The sequence below is a fragment of the Algoriphagus jejuensis genome (assembly GCF_039523455.1).
Taxonomy (GTDB): domain Bacteria; phylum Bacteroidota; class Bacteroidia; order Cytophagales; family Cyclobacteriaceae; genus Algoriphagus; species Algoriphagus jejuensis.
Window position 1 is genome coordinate 1 of sequence record NZ_BAAAFI010000031.1, and the last position, 19033, is coordinate 19033.

16 protein-coding genes are annotated in these 19033 nt (G+C 37.3%); all 16 read right to left on the reverse strand.

Going from position 1 to position 19033, the window contains the following annotated elements; translation table 11 throughout:
* Nucleotides 1-470 precede the first annotated feature (470 nt).
* Nucleotides 471-1421 (reverse strand): class I SAM-dependent methyltransferase, encoded by a 951-nt coding sequence (locus tag ABD031_RS13750; RefSeq protein WP_343852425.1) that lies wholly within the window; start codon nucleotides 1419-1421, stop codon nucleotides 471-473.
* Nucleotides 1422-1545: 124 nt separating this feature from the next.
* A complete protein-coding gene (locus tag ABD031_RS13755; RefSeq protein WP_343852427.1) occupies nucleotides 1546-3243 on the reverse strand; it encodes an asparagine synthase-related protein in 1698 nt (565 codons plus the stop codon).
* 117 nt (nucleotides 3244-3360) lie between these two features.
* Nucleotides 3361-4212: a polysaccharide deacetylase family protein gene (locus ABD031_RS13760; RefSeq protein WP_343852429.1), complete on the reverse strand. Its 852-nt coding sequence runs from the start codon at nucleotides 4210-4212 to the stop codon at nucleotides 3361-3363.
* Between the two features lie 7 nt (nucleotides 4213-4219).
* Nucleotides 4220-5185, reverse strand: a complete 966-nt coding sequence (locus ABD031_RS13765; protein WP_343852431.1) for a glycosyltransferase family 4 protein — start codon at nucleotides 5183-5185, stop codon at nucleotides 4220-4222.
* A 14-nt stretch (nucleotides 5186-5199) separates the two neighbouring features.
* Entirely contained in the window at nucleotides 5200-6306 is a 1107-nt protein-coding gene (locus tag ABD031_RS13770; RefSeq protein WP_343852433.1) for a glycosyltransferase, read from the reverse strand.
* Between the two features lie 6 nt (nucleotides 6307-6312).
* Nucleotides 6313-7470: a glycosyltransferase family 4 protein gene (locus ABD031_RS13775; RefSeq protein ID WP_343852435.1), complete on the reverse strand. Its 1158-nt coding sequence runs from the start codon at nucleotides 7468-7470 to the stop codon at nucleotides 6313-6315.
* A 3-nt stretch (nucleotides 7471-7473) separates the two neighbouring features.
* Nucleotides 7474-8763, reverse strand: a complete 1290-nt coding sequence (locus tag ABD031_RS13780; RefSeq protein ID WP_343852437.1) for a hypothetical protein — start codon at nucleotides 8761-8763, stop codon at nucleotides 7474-7476.
* On the reverse strand, nucleotides 8756-10168 hold the full coding sequence (locus ABD031_RS13785; protein WP_343852439.1) for an oligosaccharide flippase family protein: 1413 nt from the start codon (nucleotides 10166-10168) through the stop codon (nucleotides 8756-8758). The genes ABD031_RS13780 and ABD031_RS13785 overlap by 8 nt, the downstream gene beginning before the upstream one ends.
* 50 nt (nucleotides 10169-10218) lie before the next feature.
* On the reverse strand, nucleotides 10219-11145 hold the full coding sequence (locus tag ABD031_RS13790) for a glycosyltransferase (protein ID WP_343852441.1): 927 nt from the start codon (nucleotides 11143-11145) through the stop codon (nucleotides 10219-10221).
* Nucleotides 11146-11163: 18 nt separating this feature from the next.
* The gene (locus tag ABD031_RS13795; protein WP_343852443.1) at nucleotides 11164-12447 is read right to left on the reverse strand and encodes an NAD(P)H-dependent oxidoreductase; all 1284 of its coding nucleotides are present in this window, start codon (nucleotides 12445-12447) and stop codon (nucleotides 11164-11166) included.
* Nucleotides 12444-12998 (reverse strand): dTDP-4-dehydrorhamnose 3,5-epimerase family protein, encoded by a 555-nt coding sequence (locus tag ABD031_RS13800; RefSeq protein ID WP_343852445.1) that lies wholly within the window; start codon nucleotides 12996-12998, stop codon nucleotides 12444-12446. Before ABD031_RS13800 ends, ABD031_RS13795 begins: the two co-directional genes overlap by 4 nt.
* Before the next feature lie 20 nt (nucleotides 12999-13018).
* Nucleotides 13019-13546 carry a dTDP-4-dehydrorhamnose 3,5-epimerase gene (rfbC, locus tag ABD031_RS13805; RefSeq protein ID WP_343852447.1) on the reverse strand — a complete coding sequence of 176 codons (528 nt, stop codon included), beginning with the start codon at nucleotides 13544-13546 and terminating at the stop codon, nucleotides 13019-13021.
* Between the two features lie 7 nt (nucleotides 13547-13553).
* Complete coding sequence (gene rfbG / locus ABD031_RS13810; RefSeq protein ID WP_343852449.1) at nucleotides 13554-14684, reverse strand: CDP-glucose 4,6-dehydratase; 1131 nt, start codon at nucleotides 14682-14684, stop codon at nucleotides 13554-13556.
* Nucleotides 14685-14700: 16 nt separating this feature from the next.
* A complete protein-coding gene (gene rfbF / locus ABD031_RS13815) occupies nucleotides 14701-15483 on the reverse strand; it encodes a glucose-1-phosphate cytidylyltransferase (protein ID WP_343852450.1) in 783 nt (260 codons plus the stop codon).
* Between the two features lie 50 nt (nucleotides 15484-15533).
* Nucleotides 15534-16577 (reverse strand): DUF354 domain-containing protein, encoded by a 1044-nt coding sequence (locus ABD031_RS13820; RefSeq protein WP_343852451.1) that lies wholly within the window; start codon nucleotides 16575-16577, stop codon nucleotides 15534-15536.
* Between the two features lie 49 nt (nucleotides 16578-16626).
* Nucleotides 16627-19023 (reverse strand): GumC family protein, encoded by a 2397-nt coding sequence (locus tag ABD031_RS13825; RefSeq protein WP_343852452.1) that lies wholly within the window; start codon nucleotides 19021-19023, stop codon nucleotides 16627-16629.
* Nucleotides 19024-19033 lie beyond the last annotated feature (10 nt).

Sequence of the window (19033 nt, forward strand, 5' to 3'; positions counted from 1 at the left end):
AACTGCTTCCCTCAAACTGGCAAGAATACCGACTTAAATAAAAATCCCTTTTCCTACGAGACGGGGTTGGTCGGATGGATACAGATGAAATGAAGGACAAGAAAGGGTTCTATAGACCCGCCGGATTGCTCATACCGCATCCGTTTGAGAAATAAATTGATTAAACACGGCAATCAGTTTCAATCAGCTTGAAAACTAAATGCCGTTGGTTTAAATCCTTTATTGAAGAGTATAAAACAAAAATGCGTGAACATTCAAATGTTCCCGCATTTTTTCTCTGGCTTAGACAAACTGAATATTGATGTACTTTTACTAATAACCGAAGGCTGATTCTAAAATATAACCAATTGACTCAATTCCAAGGGTTGATATTTTACTACTGGTTACTTGTCAAGTAAGAGTAGGCGATTAGACCTACAACAAGGCTTGTGACGAAGTTTTAAAAGACAATTAACTAGCTTTCATCCCAGTCAGATCCTTCTGATCCAGAATGCCCCCGGTTCCCGGCCTGTTTGCGATTTAAAAATCGGGAATTTCTCCCCAAACACCTCCCTATATTTGTGGGAAAGGAAATTGACAGCACCAATTATTTCAAACTTTGAATTGAATGAAAGAAAAGCTTCTAGGAGATATTGTTCATTCCAAAGCTTTTTGTCCCCAAATATCCATTCGTCAAGGTAATCTTTTGGCGAAAAAATATCGTGGATATGCACTATTACTCCAGGCTGAAGAATTGGCAATATTTCTAGTATTTCGAAAAGCACATCTCCCTGTGGCCTAATCACATGCGAAGAATCAATAAAAAGAAAATCATCCTTTTCTAGCGTCTCAAAAAAAGAAAGTTCAATTTCCTCTACTTTGTCCCTCCTGAGCTCTACGTTAACTTTCTCAAGCCATGGTTGCTCATAAGGTTCTATACAAATGTGTGTACATTTGTACTCACTATTTTCCACGAAATTTCTTTCAATTGCATTGATTACCATCAATGTGGAATTACCGCTACCGATCTCAATGATCCTCCTAGGCTTGAAAAACCGTACCATACTATAGAGATATTCTGAATCTCCCGACGCATACATACTATTATTATAATAATACTCTGCATGCTTCTGCTTTTCCAAAGGAAATTCCTTCAATTCATCAGCGAAATGAAACTGATTTAGTATTTCAAGTTGCCGTTCAATATTCCAATCGATCCCTTTAAGCACTCGATCTTCACGTAAAGACTTCTTAAGATGTTTTTTGGGGTTAGTTAGCGGCTGATAATAGTGGTCTAAAATAGGAAGTATTCCCAAATCAGAAAAGATCTTATCATTAGACTGAAGACGCGGCCCGTTACTGGTAAATCTCAGCCACAATGCGGAAAAATAAGTCAATGGTAAACCTAGCAACAATACAATTTTCTTTAAATTACTTTTCATCTCTAGATCAATTTAATATTATAAAAATAAAAAATTCAATATATAGATCTAAATTTAATCAATAGCCAAATTAATTGTTCACAACACTAAATACTTATAAGAAATACTGAAACTACGACAAAATCTAAACCTGCTCTTCTAAATATTCAACTTCAGAATTCTCTCTTTTTAAAAATTCACTAACTTTCAAATAGGTTAAAATCAAAGATAATTGTCCGGTAGAATAATCACTTAGACTACCCGATAGGGCTTTCTTATCCAACAGATTATTTGCTGGAAGCATCCTTTTAATTTCCGAGACGTATTGCCTAGCGCTATCACTAGGAGCAGAACTGCTTTTGAATATTGACTTCAAATGCTCCTTTGATTTCCTGGACAGAAACTGGTTCGAAAGTCCTTTTATAAAGGAATACAACCCTTTGTTAACTTGAAACTTACCCTTTGAAAAATTCTCGTTACGGATTTCAGCCACCTCACGATTAAGACGCGATATAAACTCAAAATAGAAGAGTTCCTGTCTCTTGATTTGCGGACTTATGCTCATCATCAAAGAAAAAAATCTTTTGCTCAGAAATGGAGTCGTTGACCAGAAGTAATTCCTATTTCGGTCTTCTCCCTCAAATATATACCGTTTCATCCGAGCTCTCAAAATAAATTGCTCAAGCTTATTGGAACTAGTCTTCGCAGGCAGACTCCGAATATAAGAAAATATTTGATTTTCTAGATCTTTACTAGATATGCCTACTATTGCACTGGCATGTTCTACTGAAAACTCATGATTTTCTCTAATTATAAATTTAAATAACTTATAATCATCATTGAACTTCAAATTTCTACCTAGATCAGGAAATACTTTGTCACCACCATCACCTGTAAAAAAGGTAATATCATTTCCAAATTTTTTCTGTACCTCAGCACAAAATTGATACAAATAATAGAACCTACAGGGCTGAATACTCATTTTGATGTTCATCAAACTATCAACATCCTCGAGAAATGAATCCCTACTCAAGGCAACTTTGTGCCATTTTATCCCCAAAGAATCCGCGATTTCTTCCGCAATTATTGAATCGTAAAGCGCAGTTTTCTCAGCATTTTCAAATGTCACCCCCGCCAAAGCCTTACTATTTTTAACAAGTCCCGCGGCCACCGATCTAGAATCCATCCCACCACTCATCGACAAAACGTTTATTTCATCCGCTCTAACAGAGCAAGCTTGCAGGAAAATATCGGCCATATTAAGCAGAAGATCTTCGGTAATTACTCCTACTGTTTTATTTCCAAAATCATAGGTTTCTGGCTTTCTTTTGACTCTAAGATCATTTCTAAGCGTATCTACTTCTATGAAATCGTCAATTTGCAGAAAATACAAATTATCAAACCAAGTCCTATCGGAAAGATTGTAGTCGAAAACCATAAATTCAGCAAGATTCACTTTGTTTATCTTAGACCTCATAAACAAGGCAGCAATACTGATTTGACGGGAAACTATCCATTGCTGACCATCACTTCCAAAATACAACGGCAATCGATTCAAATGGTCTCCGACTACCAGGATTTTATTGCTCCTCGTATCAATTTTATAAAAGAAAAACTCTCCATCGAGATTAAATGAATAATGAGTTAATCTATCATCCATACTGTCCGCGCCAACCGATTTGAGTTCTGCCGCGATAGATTCAAAGGATTCTCCAAAAATTCTTCCTTCCAAAATCAGGAGAATACCTTGACTAATCTCTTGTTGAAAAATTGGATAGTTGTAGTTGCTGGAGTTCAGTACAACTATAGTTTCGTTTCTATAAATTACACTTTGACCTTCCAATATTCGATCCAAATTGGATCCACATGAGCAAATTGTTATTCCTACCATACTATTACATTATAAATCAGACAAATTGTTTTTCTTAAAAAGTACTATGTTGAAATACCTTCTGTGTATCTATTTTCTAAAATACTTTAATAGAATGTGCAGACCAGATGTTTTAACTACAAATTCAGCCACACTATCTGTATCATTGGGATCCAACCTCTTAAGTCTATAAGGGTCGGATTGAATAGAATTATACCCCTTATCTATAGTAAGACACGATTTATAACCCGCTTGCTTGGCAATCTCAATTTCTCTATCGGTATAGTCGCCATTTGGAAAAGCCAGTGAATTAATTTGAAAATTATATTCCTTTTCAAGTGTCCTTTTACAATTTTCAATTTCAAATTTAGCTACTTCATCATCACACTTTGGAAGGCAAGGATGAAAAAAAGTATGGGACTGCATGTCGATATAAGAACTCATTTCAATTATTTGGTTTTTATTCAAAGCCTGTGGACTATCGAATTCCTTTTCGGGTATAAATCCGTGTTTTTCCATCAAAACTAAGCGATCTTTGTTAGATAGTCTTTTTAAATACGAGTTCGAAAAAAGCTCTCTGTTATATCTAAACCAGTAATGTCTATTAGTATTGATAATTCCAGAATTTAAAAATATTGTAACTGGGATATTATGCTTCTTAATAATTGGAAGAAGCTGATAATTACTAATTCTACCGTCATCGAATGTAATAATCAAAGCCCTCTTCGGAATCAGACTTTTATCTTTACTCTCAATTGCCTTCAAAAAAGTTTGAAGTGAGATAAGATTGTAATTTTCTTTTAAGTAAACAAATTGCTTTTCAGCAGTAGATGGCATAATCTCATGATACACAAGTATAGTCACTCGGTTTTTTTGAAATACCAACCTCATCAAATAAGGTAGTCCACTATAGAATAGGATCTTGAAAAGAATATCTTTCATAAATCTATTATTTACTGTTTTTAAATGCAACCTTGTAGAGGTCTGCTAGACGTCTCGTTATGGTATGATTGCTGAACTGGTCTTTTTTCAAAAAAGCATCTCTAATACCACTGTTTTGGTTTTGGAAAGTCTTATCCACCAATTCCGCCAATTCTTTTGGATTGTGTGAAGATGCTATAAAACAGTTAGGCACATCTTTTGTCATCTCTGCTACATCACCAACAGGAACAGATACTACCGGTAGCCCACAGGATAACGATTCTTTAATAACCTGTGGCGAACCTTCTGTTATTGATGTCATCAAAAGACAATCAGAGCTGATAATGATATTCTTCACTTGAGCCCTACTTGAATTTTCAAGATTTTTAATAATTATCTTATGATTATAATCGTCCTCTAACACCTTCACCGCTTCTAAAAACAACGGATAATTTTTGACGGATCTAGAGGGACTGCTAGGAAACAATATTGTTTTTTCAATCCTACTTTCTCTTTCAAATATACCGGGATTAAAAAAATCTGTATCTACTCCGCAGGTCAATACTTCAACATTTTTGTTATATCTCAGGGCATTGTCTTTCATTCCAGCATTCTGGACAAACACAACATCGACTTTAGAGATAATCCTTTTACTGAACCAAACTTGTAAGTAATTACTTCCCCGATTATTGAAGTCACTGCCATGTAATGTCAAAAAAACCTTTACCGACGGTCTATAGAACAATAAAAAAAAGCCGGAAATACCGTAGTGGACGTGTATAATATCAGGCTTAAATTTTCTAATCCGCTTTGGGATCTGAAATATACTTTTAAAATATTCCAACTTGGATCTGTGAACAGACTGGATTAAAAATATTTCATGTTCAAATTCATGATTTTTTTTAAGATCTTCAATTTGCTCTTTTATGAATATTCCGTGCAACGGATGTTTTTCCGTTGGAAACATATTTGTTATGAACAAAATTTTCTTCATTGGATTCAGCGTCTCTATTTTAAATACTTTAAGAATATTTCTTCATGCAAAGCACTACATCTAGCTATAGAATAGTTGTCCAAAAAAAATCTTTCCAAGGTCTCTTTTTGAATCTTGTATGGTTTATTTACAAACCTACTTAAAACTTCGTAGTAACTTTCCTCATCGATGCCAGTTGACATGTATCCTATTTCACCTTCTTGGATGATGTCTCGGATTCCTCCTACAGGCGTACATATTGGAACGCATCCTAATGAAATCGCTTCAAGTAGCGAAATCGGAAGCCCCTCAAAACGTGAGCTAAGACAAAAAGCATCACTTAGTCTGAGATAGTCGCCAATATTACTTTTCTCCCCCAAAAAAAACACACCGTCCCCGGCAATATCAATTAGAAACTTGGCTTCATCTAAGTCATAGCCTCTTCCAATAATCAACAAAATAGCATTTTGATGTTTACTTCTAATTTTATTGAATGCTTTAATTAATACACTATGCTGTTTCTGATCTTCATGAAATCTTGAAAGATGGACCAAAACAAGATTTTCAGGACTAGACTTTAACGAGTTTACTTGTTTTCTTACTTCTTCGAATTGACTTGATATGGACGGAGTCGCACAAGCATTATTTATTAGCTCGGAATTGTCGAGGTTGTAGTATTTCTCATAGGAATCTTTACTTTCTTCTGAAATAGTAATTGGAATAATAAGACCTCGCTTATAGAAAAACTTTCTGAGATGAAACTGATATCTTATCTTGCCATCAAATGACGCATCATTGTGAATAGTATGAAAAATAACTTCCTTTCTATTAAAAACTGAGCGTAACAGAAAATAGAAGACTACTTGTAGATGTGTGTGGATTATATCGGGTTTCAGCCCATCTATGAATCTATTAAGTCGGTAAATATCACGCAAGTTAAAGCCATTATCGATAGGAAAATTGATGTAGTTTACACTTTTGTGAATTTGGTTTTGAAATAAATCCGAAGAATCTCCCCTTAGCGTTATAATGTATACCTCATGGGTCTCAGCTAATTTATTAGATAAATCAACGACAAATTTCTCCGCTCCACCTTGAATAAGCGCATAAATCACTTGGACAATTTTCAATTTTTTTAGCATTACATTTTAATTTAGTTTACTATAAATAGAAACCAGATCCTTCACTATAGATTCCCAACTTAGACTTCCATTCAAATTAAACCTCTTAATATTATTTCCCATTTCTATGTTCACCTCGGGATTCTTAAACATCCATATAATGCTGTCAGCAAGTGCAGAAATGCTATTTGGCTCTATAAGTAAACCCGTCTGATTATGCACTATCATCTCTTTTAAACCTCCTACATTTGTCGCAACCACCGGAGTGTCCAAAGCAAACGAAGTCATTATGACGCCACTTTGCGTGGCATCCTTATATGGACAAACAACAAACTTAGATTCTTGAATCAATGTTACTAGCTCGTCATTAGGGATATATCTATTCAAAAATGTATAGTTCGAAAATTTTTTAAATTCAGATACGTTGAAATCAAAATCTCCACTTCCTGCTATCACTAATTTTGATTCTGGAAATTCATCGATAACTACTCGGAACGCTTTGCATAATTCCTCAATTCCCTTGTAAGGGGAAATTCTTCCAAAAAACAAGATTTGATTTGGGTTTATGGCTTTTTTCTTTTGAGATCCGAATTTCCGTAGATATGTATAGGAACCAAGTCGTGAAAAAAAGATGTTGCTAGGCTTCTTGCCGGAATTCCCAATGAATAGATCTGTTTGACTATTATTAAGAAGTATTATATTACTAATGTGCCTATAATTAAATTTTCTAATCGCATTGTCCTTCTTTGATGCCTCACCCGAATGCGGAACAGGGTCATGGACAGTTAATACTTTACGATTCCTATTGGAATATAGAAAATATAAAAAATTAAAATTCAAGAAGTTATTGCAATGGATTACATCTGGTTTAAATTCCCGTATCAATTTTGCGAATTTATATTGCAATAAAAGATTAGAAGCAGAATAGACCTTCTTTGAAGATCTATAAATTACAGACATTCTATCTAAATCTATATAATCTGAAAACTTGTTTAGCTCCTCAAAATATTTTGCAGGATATATTCCAGCTACATCAATAGTAGTTTTAAAATCTAAAGCAGTACTTTTCCTGGAATACGGAGGAAGGTCCAAAAAAAAATGCAGATCAGTGCCTTTAAATAGCTCTTTCAAAAGCGACAAATCCATATCAAAAAACGGGGCGCTCGATATATAAACAACTTTCATGAGTTAAACTTTAGAAACAACATAAGCAGGTGCTCCAGGACGTCTACTATCGTGAGCCTCTCTGACTAACTTCCTCCTTAACAATAACTTAATCACCTGTTTCAACTTATATCGCTCATTTAATTTAACTTGATTATAAATATACAACACTAATGTGGTGCTGATGGCGTAGTGCACCGTATAGATACTACCTGAAGTGAGACAGGTGAATAAAAGCATCCAAAGGTAATATTTACAATAGTAATATTCTTTGGGCAATATTACAGTAAATGATTTATACCAGATAAATAACCAAGCAATTATACCAATAATTCCAACCTGAGAATATAGCCCAATTATACCCACGTCCTCCAGAAACATTCCTTTTTCTATTAACCGAATTGTGACTGCGCCGTAATCACTTCTATCGGCTGGAAAACCGTTGCCCATGATCTTAGTATAAAAGGTATCCGAAAACTCTGTGAGATAGTATCCTCCGGTTATAAAGCGGATATACTTGGTCCCTTCGCTTGTGGTGTCATGAGTTTCTTGATATAATCCTTCAATCACGGGCAAATTTAATGCTCCAACATATATTCCGCCAATAATTAATAAAAACGAAACTATTATTTTCTTTGCCAAAGAAAGCTGAAACCCGAAGTGCAAAAAATATAGTATAACTACAAATCCGATTAACTGACGGGTGGCTTGGAGCACGGGTACTGCCAAGCCCAACAGAACCAGCGGCACCAAGATATACTTATTACCTTGATTCGAAATTAATTTACTTAAAGAAATAAAACAGGCAAGCCAGAAAATCCCTGCTCCGGGAAACACAACTCTTGTCACCCCTCTGCTTTCCCTGTATCCACCAGTATCATCGACCAATGCATAGCCAAAATAGGCAGTATCGGGATTTAAGAGTTGATACATGTAAAGCACAAAATAAATATAGCCGAAAACAAGGATGATGTTTTCTAACGTTTTTACCGGGTACTTGTATTTGGCTAGCAAGAAAAAGAAAGGAATTAACGTGAGTGGAATAGTTTTCACCATACTATCCATTACGCCCTGTCCCCAAACCAAATATGCGGAAACAATTGAAAAAAGCATTGCGAATGTCAATAATTGGGCTGGTAGAACAAACGCTCCCTTACACTTAAATATGTATATTAATGAAATAGAAACAATTAATAGAACGAATAAAAATGGAATTTTTATTCCGATCATATCACCTAAGAATCTCGCTTCGAAAAACTTAAGCGAGATAAAAATAACAAAAAAGACAGCAACTGCTTGTATATATCTATTCATTTTGGTAGTCCTGTCTATAATTTTTGATAAAGTATAGCCCTACGCTGAAGCAGATTAGAACGGATAAAGCTATTTTTGTTTCCAATTGTAAGTCCCGTATTAGGAATGTGCTGACTACAAACATCACAACAACTATCAACCAACAAGTAAATTCTCTCTTAATTTTGATTTTTAGTAGATTTCTAAAGGTAATCCAAAGTACTACTTCCATAATTGCGAACGATGTAACATACGCAACTGATAGGCCGTAAGCGCCGAACCGGCTAGCATAGTACATCATAGGTATAGAAATAACTCCATTTACGACTGCAAGGTTAAACATTACCTTTTCCCTATTGATTGCTCCAAAAACTGTAGAAATCGTGTAGTTAACCGCCATTAGAAAAGTAAACCAAACTTGCATTTGCGTAACTTTTACTGCAGGAAGATATTCTTCAGAGAAAAGCAAGATAACAATATCTTCTATAAACAAATTAAAGACCACAGCCAATGACATTCCTATTATTAGAAAGTATTGAAATCCATTTGACAGTATTGAATAGAATTTCTTTTGATCAGCTACCCATAGGGCGGACAAGCTCGGAAAAGCCGCAAGAACAGCATAATTTAAAACCATTTGAATTGGGGCTAAAAATCTCTTTCCAAGATTGAAAAAACCGATTTCCTCTACAGTGGAATTCAGTTCAAGGTAAATATTGTGAAATTGCTGAACAGGAATCATAATAAGCATAACACTGAAATAAGGCCAGCTCTGCTTAAGAATTTTCTTGGTAGAGGAGAGAAAGGTAGATCTTCTTCCCTCCATCATCTTCTTTCTTTTTAGATAAATACCTAAAGCCAATCCCTGCAAAATATTGAGCAATATGAATATAAAGATCAGATTGTATACCGTGAAGTAGTCTAAGGGCAGTAGGAATACAAAACCAAACCAGAGTAAACCATAGGTGATTTTGATCAACGAAGCAAAGAACATGTTTTGATTTCCCAAAAAGGCATATTCCAAGACTGTCCATAGCGCATTGACAAATCCGCATAAACTGACAAGCAATACTCCTTCAATAGTCAAAGTACCAAAGTAGTGATTGTATATGGCATACAGCCCAGTTAACAACACGATCGTTAGTGTCCTCAATATTAGCCCGTTCGAGATCAGATCATAAGTTTTGTTTTGATCTCTTGCGATCGATCTTACAATGATTGGCTGAATCCCCAAATCACTGATATTCAACAATAATAGGCCTTGAGATGTGATAAAAGTATACAGTCCAAAATCATCAGGAGCGAAATGTTGCGTTATTTTCAGAACCGTAATCAACGACAACACTTGGGAAGCCATGTTTCCCACAGTCATGAACGAAAAGTTCTGAACTACTTTATTGTCGGTGATTTTTTTAACGGAAATCATTTGAACCTTTTTGGCTAAGATAGTCTTGGTTTTATGGTCAAATTAGACGATTAGAAACAGCTCTTTATCAGCTGCTTGAAAGCTCGCTTTTTTGATAATTGAGATTTGTTTTTAAAATAAAAAACTACATTTTGATATATATTTCCAGAAAGTGTTTGGAATTTAAAAACCAGGTCGTGTTGATCCTGGGTCCTCTTTCTGTTAAGGTCAAGCATATAGTTCAAAGGATAAATGGAATCCTTCCCATTGCAGGTGTCGTAAATTATTTTTTCAAAGTTCTCACGCATCACTTCAATGTCTTTGAATCTTTTTTTCAAATTTTCTTTCGAAAGACTGAAATTCCCTGGAAACATTCTGTATTCCAACAATAACTTACTGGAGTAGCCGACACCGTTGTACCCAAGCTTTGACCAAGTGATTTCGTCAAGGCCCCAACCGGAAATTTCTTCCGGAAATTTCCCGATTTCCTTTAGTGCCTCAGTGTTTGCGATAAAATCTGAAAGGAAAAAATCACGTTTTTCTTTTATTCTTTCGAAAACGAAATCTTCTTGTTTTTCCCACTCTGGACAGATTTCCGTAACCCCAATAAATTTGCTTTCCCCATCAATTAGTTTCACTCTGCAATGAAAGACTTTTGTGGCAGGATATTTTAATGTCAATTCATTGAATTCATTAAGAAACTCCTCATTCATCACGTCATCGTCGCTGAGAATGGTAAAAAATTGCCCTTTTGCTCGATCCAATATTCTATTAAAATTGGCGGGCATACTCAATTGTTCAGAACTTTCCTCATAAGTGACATTCGAACGATTAAGCCAGGTCTTGCAAATTTCCTTTATTTCGCTCTTTACTTCTGGCGTTTTAGCGTTATTTCGAATTATTACCTCAAAATCCTTAAAAGTTTGCGCGTCTATGCTATCTAATGATTCTTTTAAATACTTGGTTTTTGTAATGGGTAATCCAATTGTAAATTTCATGTCAGATAAATTAGATAATCAGTTAATGGTGAGCTGTTCTGCCATTAGCTTGTCAATTAGCCGGCCCGTTGGCACTTGGACATCTGAATAAGAAATGACGGCGTCTTTTGGTATAAACTTATTTACTACACATCCCTCTGACAGGCCATTAGGGAGGAGATTTTCAGAGACCACTTGACTGTGATTCTCACACAGACCATACGATTTGAATCCTCCAATGCCATCAAGCACATCCCCTGGTTTAAGGTCGCATTTGGCGACCGTAATGACGTCTACTGTTGGGCTGCTCAATGGCACTATAACAGGGTCATCAAAATCTATCAATCTAGAGATTGAACTTGCAATATCAAAAAACAAAAGATGGTAAGGAACATAAAAGCTATAAAGTGGGCCATCTCCCAATTTACCGTAACTCAGGTATTTTTTTGAAAACGAATCATTAGTTGCTGCGTAGACGAATACTCCCGGAGACGGCTTTGCTCCGACGATATAATCTACAATCCCACCCCATTCCCGCAGTTGATCTATATCAAAAAGATGAGTAAGGTTGTCCACGTGGTCTGAGGACTCGTAGCCCAGCATCCCACGTTTAGCAACTCGCATTCCTGTTGCGTTGGCGATGCAGGATTGTTCGAATGCTACTTTGGTGCCATCCGCAAAATTGGTTGCCATTTCTGGTGCCATTCCCCAAGAGTCGGCAAATTTTTTCTGGGTGGCAGGCGTTCTGTAATAATCCAACATACCTTTGACGTTGCCACATACCAAAGGCTCAAAACCTAAGCCCCTCACATACCTGTACAAATTCATCGTAGTGCCAGGTTGATCCCCGTCCCCAAGGGCATATTTAACTCCCATTTCTTTAGCCTTCCGATAGAGTATAGGACCGAGAGTAGAATCCAGTTCGGCGTTGAAGGATAGTACGTGCTTCCCGTTTGCAAAAGCCTTTAGTATAGTTTCGGCACCAAATGTAATAGCTCCTGTAGACTCAACTACTACCTCTACCTCATCCAGCTTCAAGAAAAGATCTATATCGCCAGTAATTACCGAAGTGCCTCTTGAAATGGCATGATTCGCCTTCTCCAGATCATCGGTGACCAAGTAGCTGTCTATTTGCAATGCATTATAAACTTCGACTGCACGTTGGGGTGTTCTGTTATAAGTGGCAGCTACCGTCATCCCAGGGGTATATTTCATGATTTGATTGATCATGCCTTTTGCCATCTCGCCAGCCCCTATCATACCGACTTTCAGAATTCGCCCTTCTTTTTCTCTTTTTTGGAGTGATGTGTCTACTATGATCATATTGCTTCTTGATATCTAAAAGGTGAATTATATGAGGCAAAATCAATAAGATGTTTGTCTTTTTCAGAAACTATCGGTTTGTTGGTTGGCCAATCGATCCCACAACTATCCCAATGGATGCCCCTATCATGTTTTTGGCTGTAGCCGGTGGAGGTTTTATTTAAGAAAATCGTGTTTTCCGTGAGGGAATAAAATCCGTGGGCACAACCAGCCGGGATATAAAGCATATTGGCCTTATCTGGATTTAACTCAACTAAGATGTTTTCTCCATACGTCGGAGACTCAATTCTTAGGTCTACTACCGCGTCTAAAATACTGCCTTGCAGGCACGCTACGAGTTTGACGTGATGTTGGGATGGTATTTGAAAATGCAGGCCTCTAAGCACGTTTTTGTTAGATACCGAATAATAAACTTCTGGAAAATTTCTGTGAAGCGCCATTTCTTGAAATGTTTTTTCAGAAAAGGTTTTGACTAGTCGCCCCCGAGTGTCTTTTCTAACAATCTTGTGAATTTCATAACACCCTGGGATTTTCGTTTTTATTATATCCATATCACTGTATCAAACTCCTATTAACTTTCATAATCTCTAAATGATTTGTCTTTTTCTGATATTGTATGTATTTGCATTGGCCAACTGATATTAAAAGTTGGATCATCATATCGAATTCCCCGTTCATTTGCAGGGCTGAAAAATGCAGTTACCAAATAATTAACCTCGGTATTGTCTTCCAATGTTTGAAAACCATGAGCACATCCTGGAGGGATATACAAGATTTGATTTGTCGAGCTTGAAATCTCATTGCATGAGATTTTCAAGTAGGATTCTGAGTTTTTTCTTAAATCAATGACCACGTCAAAGATTGAACCTCTGGGACATCTGACCAATTTGGCCTCTTCTGTCTCTATTTGGTAATGCAATCCTCTTAGCGTCCCTTTGTGGGTACTCGAAGACATGTTGGATTGAATGGGCACAAATTGAATCCCATGGTTTTTAAACTCCTCTATACAAAATGTACGGGCAAAAAATCCTCGTTCGTCTCCCTTCTTTTCGAGCTCTATGAGGTACATGTCCCTGATCTCAGTTCTCTTAAAAATCATCGGACTATTAATTAATGGGTGATAAATCCATTTGCGTTGCCCACCGGATGTTTTTATCGAAGGCTTTTTGCTCAAATAAAACAATCTGATCCTTGGTGGTCTCAGCCATATCTACTTGATCGTGGTAGTAGCTGTAATACCAATCGCCGGTAAACTGAATCAACTCATCAATCGCCAGTGTTGGTTGCCACTGAAGGTCGAACAATGCTTTGTCACAGTTCAATTTGAGTAACCCAGCTTCGTGGAATTTCAATTCTCCGGTCTGGATGTAAATATCCTCTGGATTTTGCAGGCCCCAGCGTTTACCTAGTTTCTTCAACAACTCCATGACTGTAATGTTATTTTGTGAAGGCGGACCGAAATTATAACTCTGACCATTCAGTTCACTGCTTTGCCACAAATCAGCGGCGATAGCCAAATATCCACTAAGTGGCTCTAAAACGTGTTGCCAAGGTCTGGTAGCACCGGGGTTTCGGATTTCAACCTTTTCACCTTTGCTCCATGATCTGACACAGTCTGGAACTATCCTATCGGCCGCCCAGTCCCCTCCTCCTATCACGTTTCCGGCTCTGACAGATGCCATGCGTATATTTGGCATTTTTTTAATAAAGGAATGGAAATAGGAATGAATGACTATTTCCGCGGCTGCTTTAGAAGCGCTGTAGATATCTTTACCTCCGAGCATATCAGTTTCCTTATATCCCCAAACCCACTCTACGTTTTCGTAACATTTGTCTGAGGTAATGCATATAACTACACATTTGTTTTCCAGATAACGTGCCGACTCTAGGAGATTTGCAGTGCCTATAGCATTAGTCGTAAGAGTATCTAAAGGATTTTGGTAAGACAACGAAACGATGGGCTGTGCAGCCATGTGAAAAATAAAATCAGGTGCAATCCGATTCACTTCGGACTTTAAAGATGCGAGATCTCGTATATCAAGGATGATATGCTCCATCTTTTCTTCAAGATTGAGTGCTTCAAAGAGGGAAGGTTGGGTTGGGATCTCATTGGAAATACCAAACAGCTGAGCTCCTTTTTGACTAAGCCATAGAGATAGCCATGAACCTTTGAACCCTGTGTGGCCGGTAATTAGAATTTTCTTTCCAGAAAATACTTCGAAAATATTATTTGACATGTTTATATGAATTTAATTACCAGCTTTTCCAAGCTGCTGTTCCGCTGTTCCAATAATCTTCCAACACATTCTTGTCCCTTAGAGTATCCATTGGCTGCCAGAAGCCGGTGTGCTTGTAGGCTGCAAGCTTGTCGGTGTTTGCAAGTTGTTCTAGAGGCTCTCTTTCCCACACCGTTTGATCGTCCACGATGTAATCTAGCGCCTCCGGCTCCACGACGAAAAAACCTCCGTTGATCCAGGCATTGCTGTTGCCGTCACCAGTTGGCTTTTCCCTGAAACTGGAAATTCTGGTATCTTCGGAACCTAGGGTGAATGCTCCAAACCTTCCCGGTTGCTGAACCGCAGTTAGCGTTACCAACGAATTTTGCTTTTTGTGAAAATCGATGGTAGCGGTGATATCCAGGTCACTTAATCCGTCTCCATAGGTTAAACAAAACGTCTCGTCTTTTATATAATCCGCAACTCTTTTTATCCTCCCCCCGGTCATTACATTTTCTCCGGTGTCAATCAGGGTAATCTTCCAAGGCTCTCCGTTTCTGCGAAGTACTTCCATTTCATTTTTTTGGAGATCAAAAGTAACATCTGAAGTATGTAAAAAATAGTTTGAAAAATACTCCTTGATCATGTACCCTTTGTAACCACAGCATATTACGAAATCGTTAATTCCATGAGAACTATAAATTTTCATTATATGCCAAAGAATTGGTTTACCGCCGATTTCAACCATTGGCTTTGGCCTTACTCCACTTTCTTCACTAATTCGGGTTCCAAATCCCCCTGCTAAAATTACTGCTTTCATAATTTATGCTTCTATATGTATATAAATGTGTAACATGTGGGTGGTTTGAGCTAGTGCAAACTACGATTATTTACTTTTTCACTAAGTTCTAATAGGGTAGTTTGGATGAGATGATAAGCACTTTTGCCTTTTGAAATCAGGGAATCATTATAGGTTTTTTTTCTAATCCCTCCAAAAAAGGTTTCAATAAATTCCTTCGTGAGATTTGGTTCATGTTTCATAAGGTTTTGATCAATCAAATACCTGTCAACATCCAATAAATCACCTTGATAGACTGAGATTGTCGGAACTCCAATGATGGCCATTTCTCTGGTCATGGATCCACCGGCTCCTATGAAAAGTATGCAGTCTGATGCCACCTCACTAAATTCCATCGTGCGGGAAGGCACTTTAATGTTTAGGAATTTTGGTTGGCCATAATGCTCAACTTGATTCTTGTCTCGAGCCAAAATCGTGATATCGTATTGGTCTTTTATATCCAATAATAAATTATCCAGGAAATTCAATTTCCCATTATAGTATTGAGCAGTTTGCGGCTCAGGTCTAATGTATATCCTCGTAGATTTATGTAGGTCTCTCCTTTTTTGGATCTCATATCCCTTTGACCATAAATACACGCCTTCTTTTATGCCTGGATACTGAATTATTTTTGTTTTGCTAGCACCTTGCCGCAAAGCCTTTTTGATGGACATACTCTCCGGCAATAAAATCTTGGTTGCAAAGAAGAAACTTGGAATGTTCCCCATCGCATGTTCATTATCATTGGTGTAAATAGAGGGAATTCCCATGATTTTGGAAGCTATTGGCAAGTAAAAGCTACTTTGCCCAATCGCTATATCAACTTTCTTCCCCTTGATGTAATGAACGAGATTTCTAACTCTTTTAGGAAAAGCCAGAATTTTGGAGGTTGTTGATTTTTTGACGGAGTTACCTATTATGTGATACCTCCATTTTTTTTGATTCAGTAACTGAACGGTGTTGGAAGAGTCTCTGCAAGTCAAAATGAATTCATGTCCATTCCCCCCTAATTCATTAATCAAAGGTTCAAAAAAACTGACCTGTGGTGTATTTATGAAATCAATCCAGATTTTCATTTGAAATTGTATGAGATAGAACGGGATATCTAATTAAAGTAAATTATTGTCATGTATTCTGATAATAATTTTTGCCATAAGTTGCAGTGTAGCCATAGGTCATTTCCAATTTGGCGTCATTCAGCACAATCAAAGGCAATTTGAATTTTTTGTTCAGACGGATATCCTCAATGGTTTTGACCTGGGCTCTGGTAGAGTAGTTGTAGCGTAGCATGAAAATGGTAACGTCTGCAATTTCTGATAGCATAAATGAGTCCGAGACTAGTCCGATCGGGGCCGTATCAATTACGACATAGTCAAATCTACTGGACAGATCCTCTAGCAATCGAAGAAGTTTATCACCCATCATTAATTCAGCCGGATTTTCTGGTATTTTTCCACATCCTATGATTGAAACGTTTTCTGCTTCGGTCAAAGGGTGAATGATTTCATCCAATTCATATATATCCTGTTCCAAGTATTCTGATATACCAATCGGCACCTCCATTCCAAGAGCGGATAACATAGCAGGCTTACGGAGATCAAATTCCAAAACGACAACTCTTTTTCCAGTCAATCCCAAACTGATTGCAAGATTAATACTGAAGAAAGTCTTTCCTTCACCGCTAATCCCTGAAGTAACCATGATAACTTTGTTGGCTTGTTGATAGGTAGAAAACGCCAGGTTACTCCTGATAAACCTAAATTGTTCAGCAATGAGTGTTCTCTTGTTTTTCTTAATAGCGATTACACCCGATTTTCCTGGATTTCGAGAAATTTCACCCAGTACTTTCGTAGAAGTAATCTTTTCCACGTCCGATTTGAGCTCAATTCTCCCCTGCCATAGATCTTTTATGAATAAAAATCCAAATGGAATGGCAAGGCCTAGCATTAAACTGAAAGCAAACGTCAGCTTTTTGTTCGGCGAAACAGGGTAATCAGAAGAAGCTGGAGGGTCTATGATTTTAGTATTACTTACAGTAGTAGCCGCCAAGGTCAAAATTGCTTCCTCTCTTTTTTGAATCAGATAGAGGTAATGTTGTTGCTTGATACCCTGCTGACGACTGATTTCCAACAACTCTCTTTCCATGGTAGGTACTCGGGATGCACGCCCTTGGAATTGGTTGGACGTGGCTTGTAAATTGTCCCTGGAAATCATGAGCCCATTTTTTATATTTCTTAAATTTTCAATAATGCTTGACCGAAGACTGGACAATTGCTGGTTAATATTCAGAACAATAGGATTGTTCGGCTGGGTAGTCCGCAGCATTCGTTCTCTTTCCCTTTGAAGCTGGTTGAAATTGGCAATCAATCCAGTAAGCGTGGGGTCTTGAATACTCAGTGTGCTTGGTACCATTTCATACTCTGATCCTTGGTTTTTCAAATAGGACTCGATGGACTCCAACACGTCAATCTGAATGGAAAACTCGCTTAATTGCTGTCTGTTTACGGTTGTACTACTCAGATACAATTGAGCTTCAGCACTGACATCAGTTATTGAGTTATTAAGTTTATATTGTTCACTTTCTCCTTCAATTTCTTTCAGCTCGTCAGTAAGTCCTACGAGTTGCTCATCAATGAAGGTAATTGTGTTTCTGGCAATAGTGTTTTTCTCGTTTTCTGCTTCTTGATTGTACACATCAATTAGTTTGAGCATAATATCGGTTCCCTTTTTAGGATGGGCATCAAGGAGACTGATGGATACCACACTCGCTAATTTGTTGACAATATCGACAGTCAAGTTTTCCGCATAATATTTTGCGACAGCCTTTGGATCATAAAACTCAATTCTGATGGGTTCATTTTCGACAACTTGAACCACCTCTACAGAATCCGACGAGCCAGCCAACGCCGGATTTTTAACTATTGAAAACTCGCCATACTGGTTTGACAGCCTTTTTCCAAAAGAATAGGTCTTTTTTGCCCCAGATGGAGTTTCCAGCTCGAATTCATCTTCATTAATAATTTGAACGATTAAAAAGTTTTCCGCATCCTCCTCGCCATCCATAGTAATGATGGGTTTTCTGGTATGCATAATCAACTGTATTGGAACTTCGGCGCCATATAACTCCGTCCATCGAAATTTCCCATGCGGTTTATAGTAGGAATGGGTTAGATTAAGTTCGTCAAACGTTTTAACCATCAGGTTTTCCGCTTTTAGAACCTCCGCCTCATTTTCCACAGAAGACGAAGAGCTAAATCCCAACATATCAGCAACAACCGCATTTGAGTTAAAATCAGCGCCTTTTTCCTCGTCTTTTAACAGTAGTTTAGTTGTTACCATATACTGTGGGGTGGAAAAATAGGTATGAACTACGGCTATACTTAAGCATATAAAAAGGCCAATCGCAAACCAATACCATTTGCTGATGTATTTGAAAAACATCATTTTGTAGTTGATCGACTCGTCTTTACTAGAGTTGCCTTCTTCTTCCTCAATCTCTTTTAATAAATCTGATAGTTTCATGTTTTAAAGT

What these genes read in the sequence shown, in the direction of transcription:
- ABD031_RS13800 (WP_343852445.1), bottom strand. Translation starts at nt 12,998, where the DNA reads ATGGATATAATAAAAACGAAAATCCCAGGGTGTTATGAAATTCACAAG.
- rfbG (WP_343852449.1), bottom strand. Translation starts at nt 14,684, where the DNA reads ATGTCAAATAATATTTTCGAAGTATTTTCTGGAAAGAAAATTCTAATT.
- ABD031_RS13790 (WP_343852441.1), bottom strand. Translation starts at nt 11,145, where the DNA reads ATGAAATTTACAATTGGATTACCCATTACAAAAACCAAGTATTTAAAA.
- ABD031_RS13765 (WP_343852431.1), bottom strand. Translation starts at nt 5,185, where the DNA reads ATGAAGAAAATTTTGTTCATAACAAATATGTTTCCAACGGAAAAACAT.
- ABD031_RS13780 (WP_343852437.1), bottom strand. Translation starts at nt 8,763, where the DNA reads ATGAATAGATATATACAAGCAGTTGCTGTCTTTTTTGTTATTTTTATC.
- ABD031_RS13825 (WP_343852452.1), bottom strand. Translation starts at nt 19,023, where the DNA reads ATGAAACTATCAGATTTATTAAAAGAGATTGAGGAAGAAGAAGGCAAC.
- rfbF (WP_343852450.1), bottom strand. Translation starts at nt 15,483, where the DNA reads ATGAAAGCAGTAATTTTAGCAGGGGGATTTGGAACCCGAATTAGTGAA.
- ABD031_RS13770 (WP_343852433.1), bottom strand. Translation starts at nt 6,306, where the DNA reads ATGCTAAAAAAATTGAAAATTGTCCAAGTGATTTATGCGCTTATTCAA.
- ABD031_RS13795 (WP_343852443.1), bottom strand. Translation starts at nt 12,447, where the DNA reads ATGATCATAGTAGACACATCACTCCAAAAAAGAGAAAAAGAAGGGCGA.
- ABD031_RS13785 (WP_343852439.1), bottom strand. Translation starts at nt 10,168, where the DNA reads ATGATTTCCGTTAAAAAAATCACCGACAATAAAGTAGTTCAGAACTTT.
- ABD031_RS13750 (WP_343852425.1), bottom strand. Translation starts at nt 1,421, where the DNA reads ATGAAAAGTAATTTAAAGAAAATTGTATTGTTGCTAGGTTTACCATTG.
- ABD031_RS13760 (WP_343852429.1), bottom strand. Translation starts at nt 4,212, where the DNA reads ATGAAAGATATTCTTTTCAAGATCCTATTCTATAGTGGACTACCTTAT.
- ABD031_RS13775 (WP_343852435.1), bottom strand. Translation starts at nt 7,470, where the DNA reads ATGAAAGTTGTTTATATATCGAGCGCCCCGTTTTTTGATATGGATTTG.
- rfbC (WP_343852447.1), bottom strand. Translation starts at nt 13,546, where the DNA reads ATGATTTTTAAGAGAACTGAGATCAGGGACATGTACCTCATAGAGCTC.
- ABD031_RS13820 (WP_343852451.1), bottom strand. Translation starts at nt 16,577, where the DNA reads ATGAAAATCTGGATTGATTTCATAAATACACCACAGGTCAGTTTTTTT.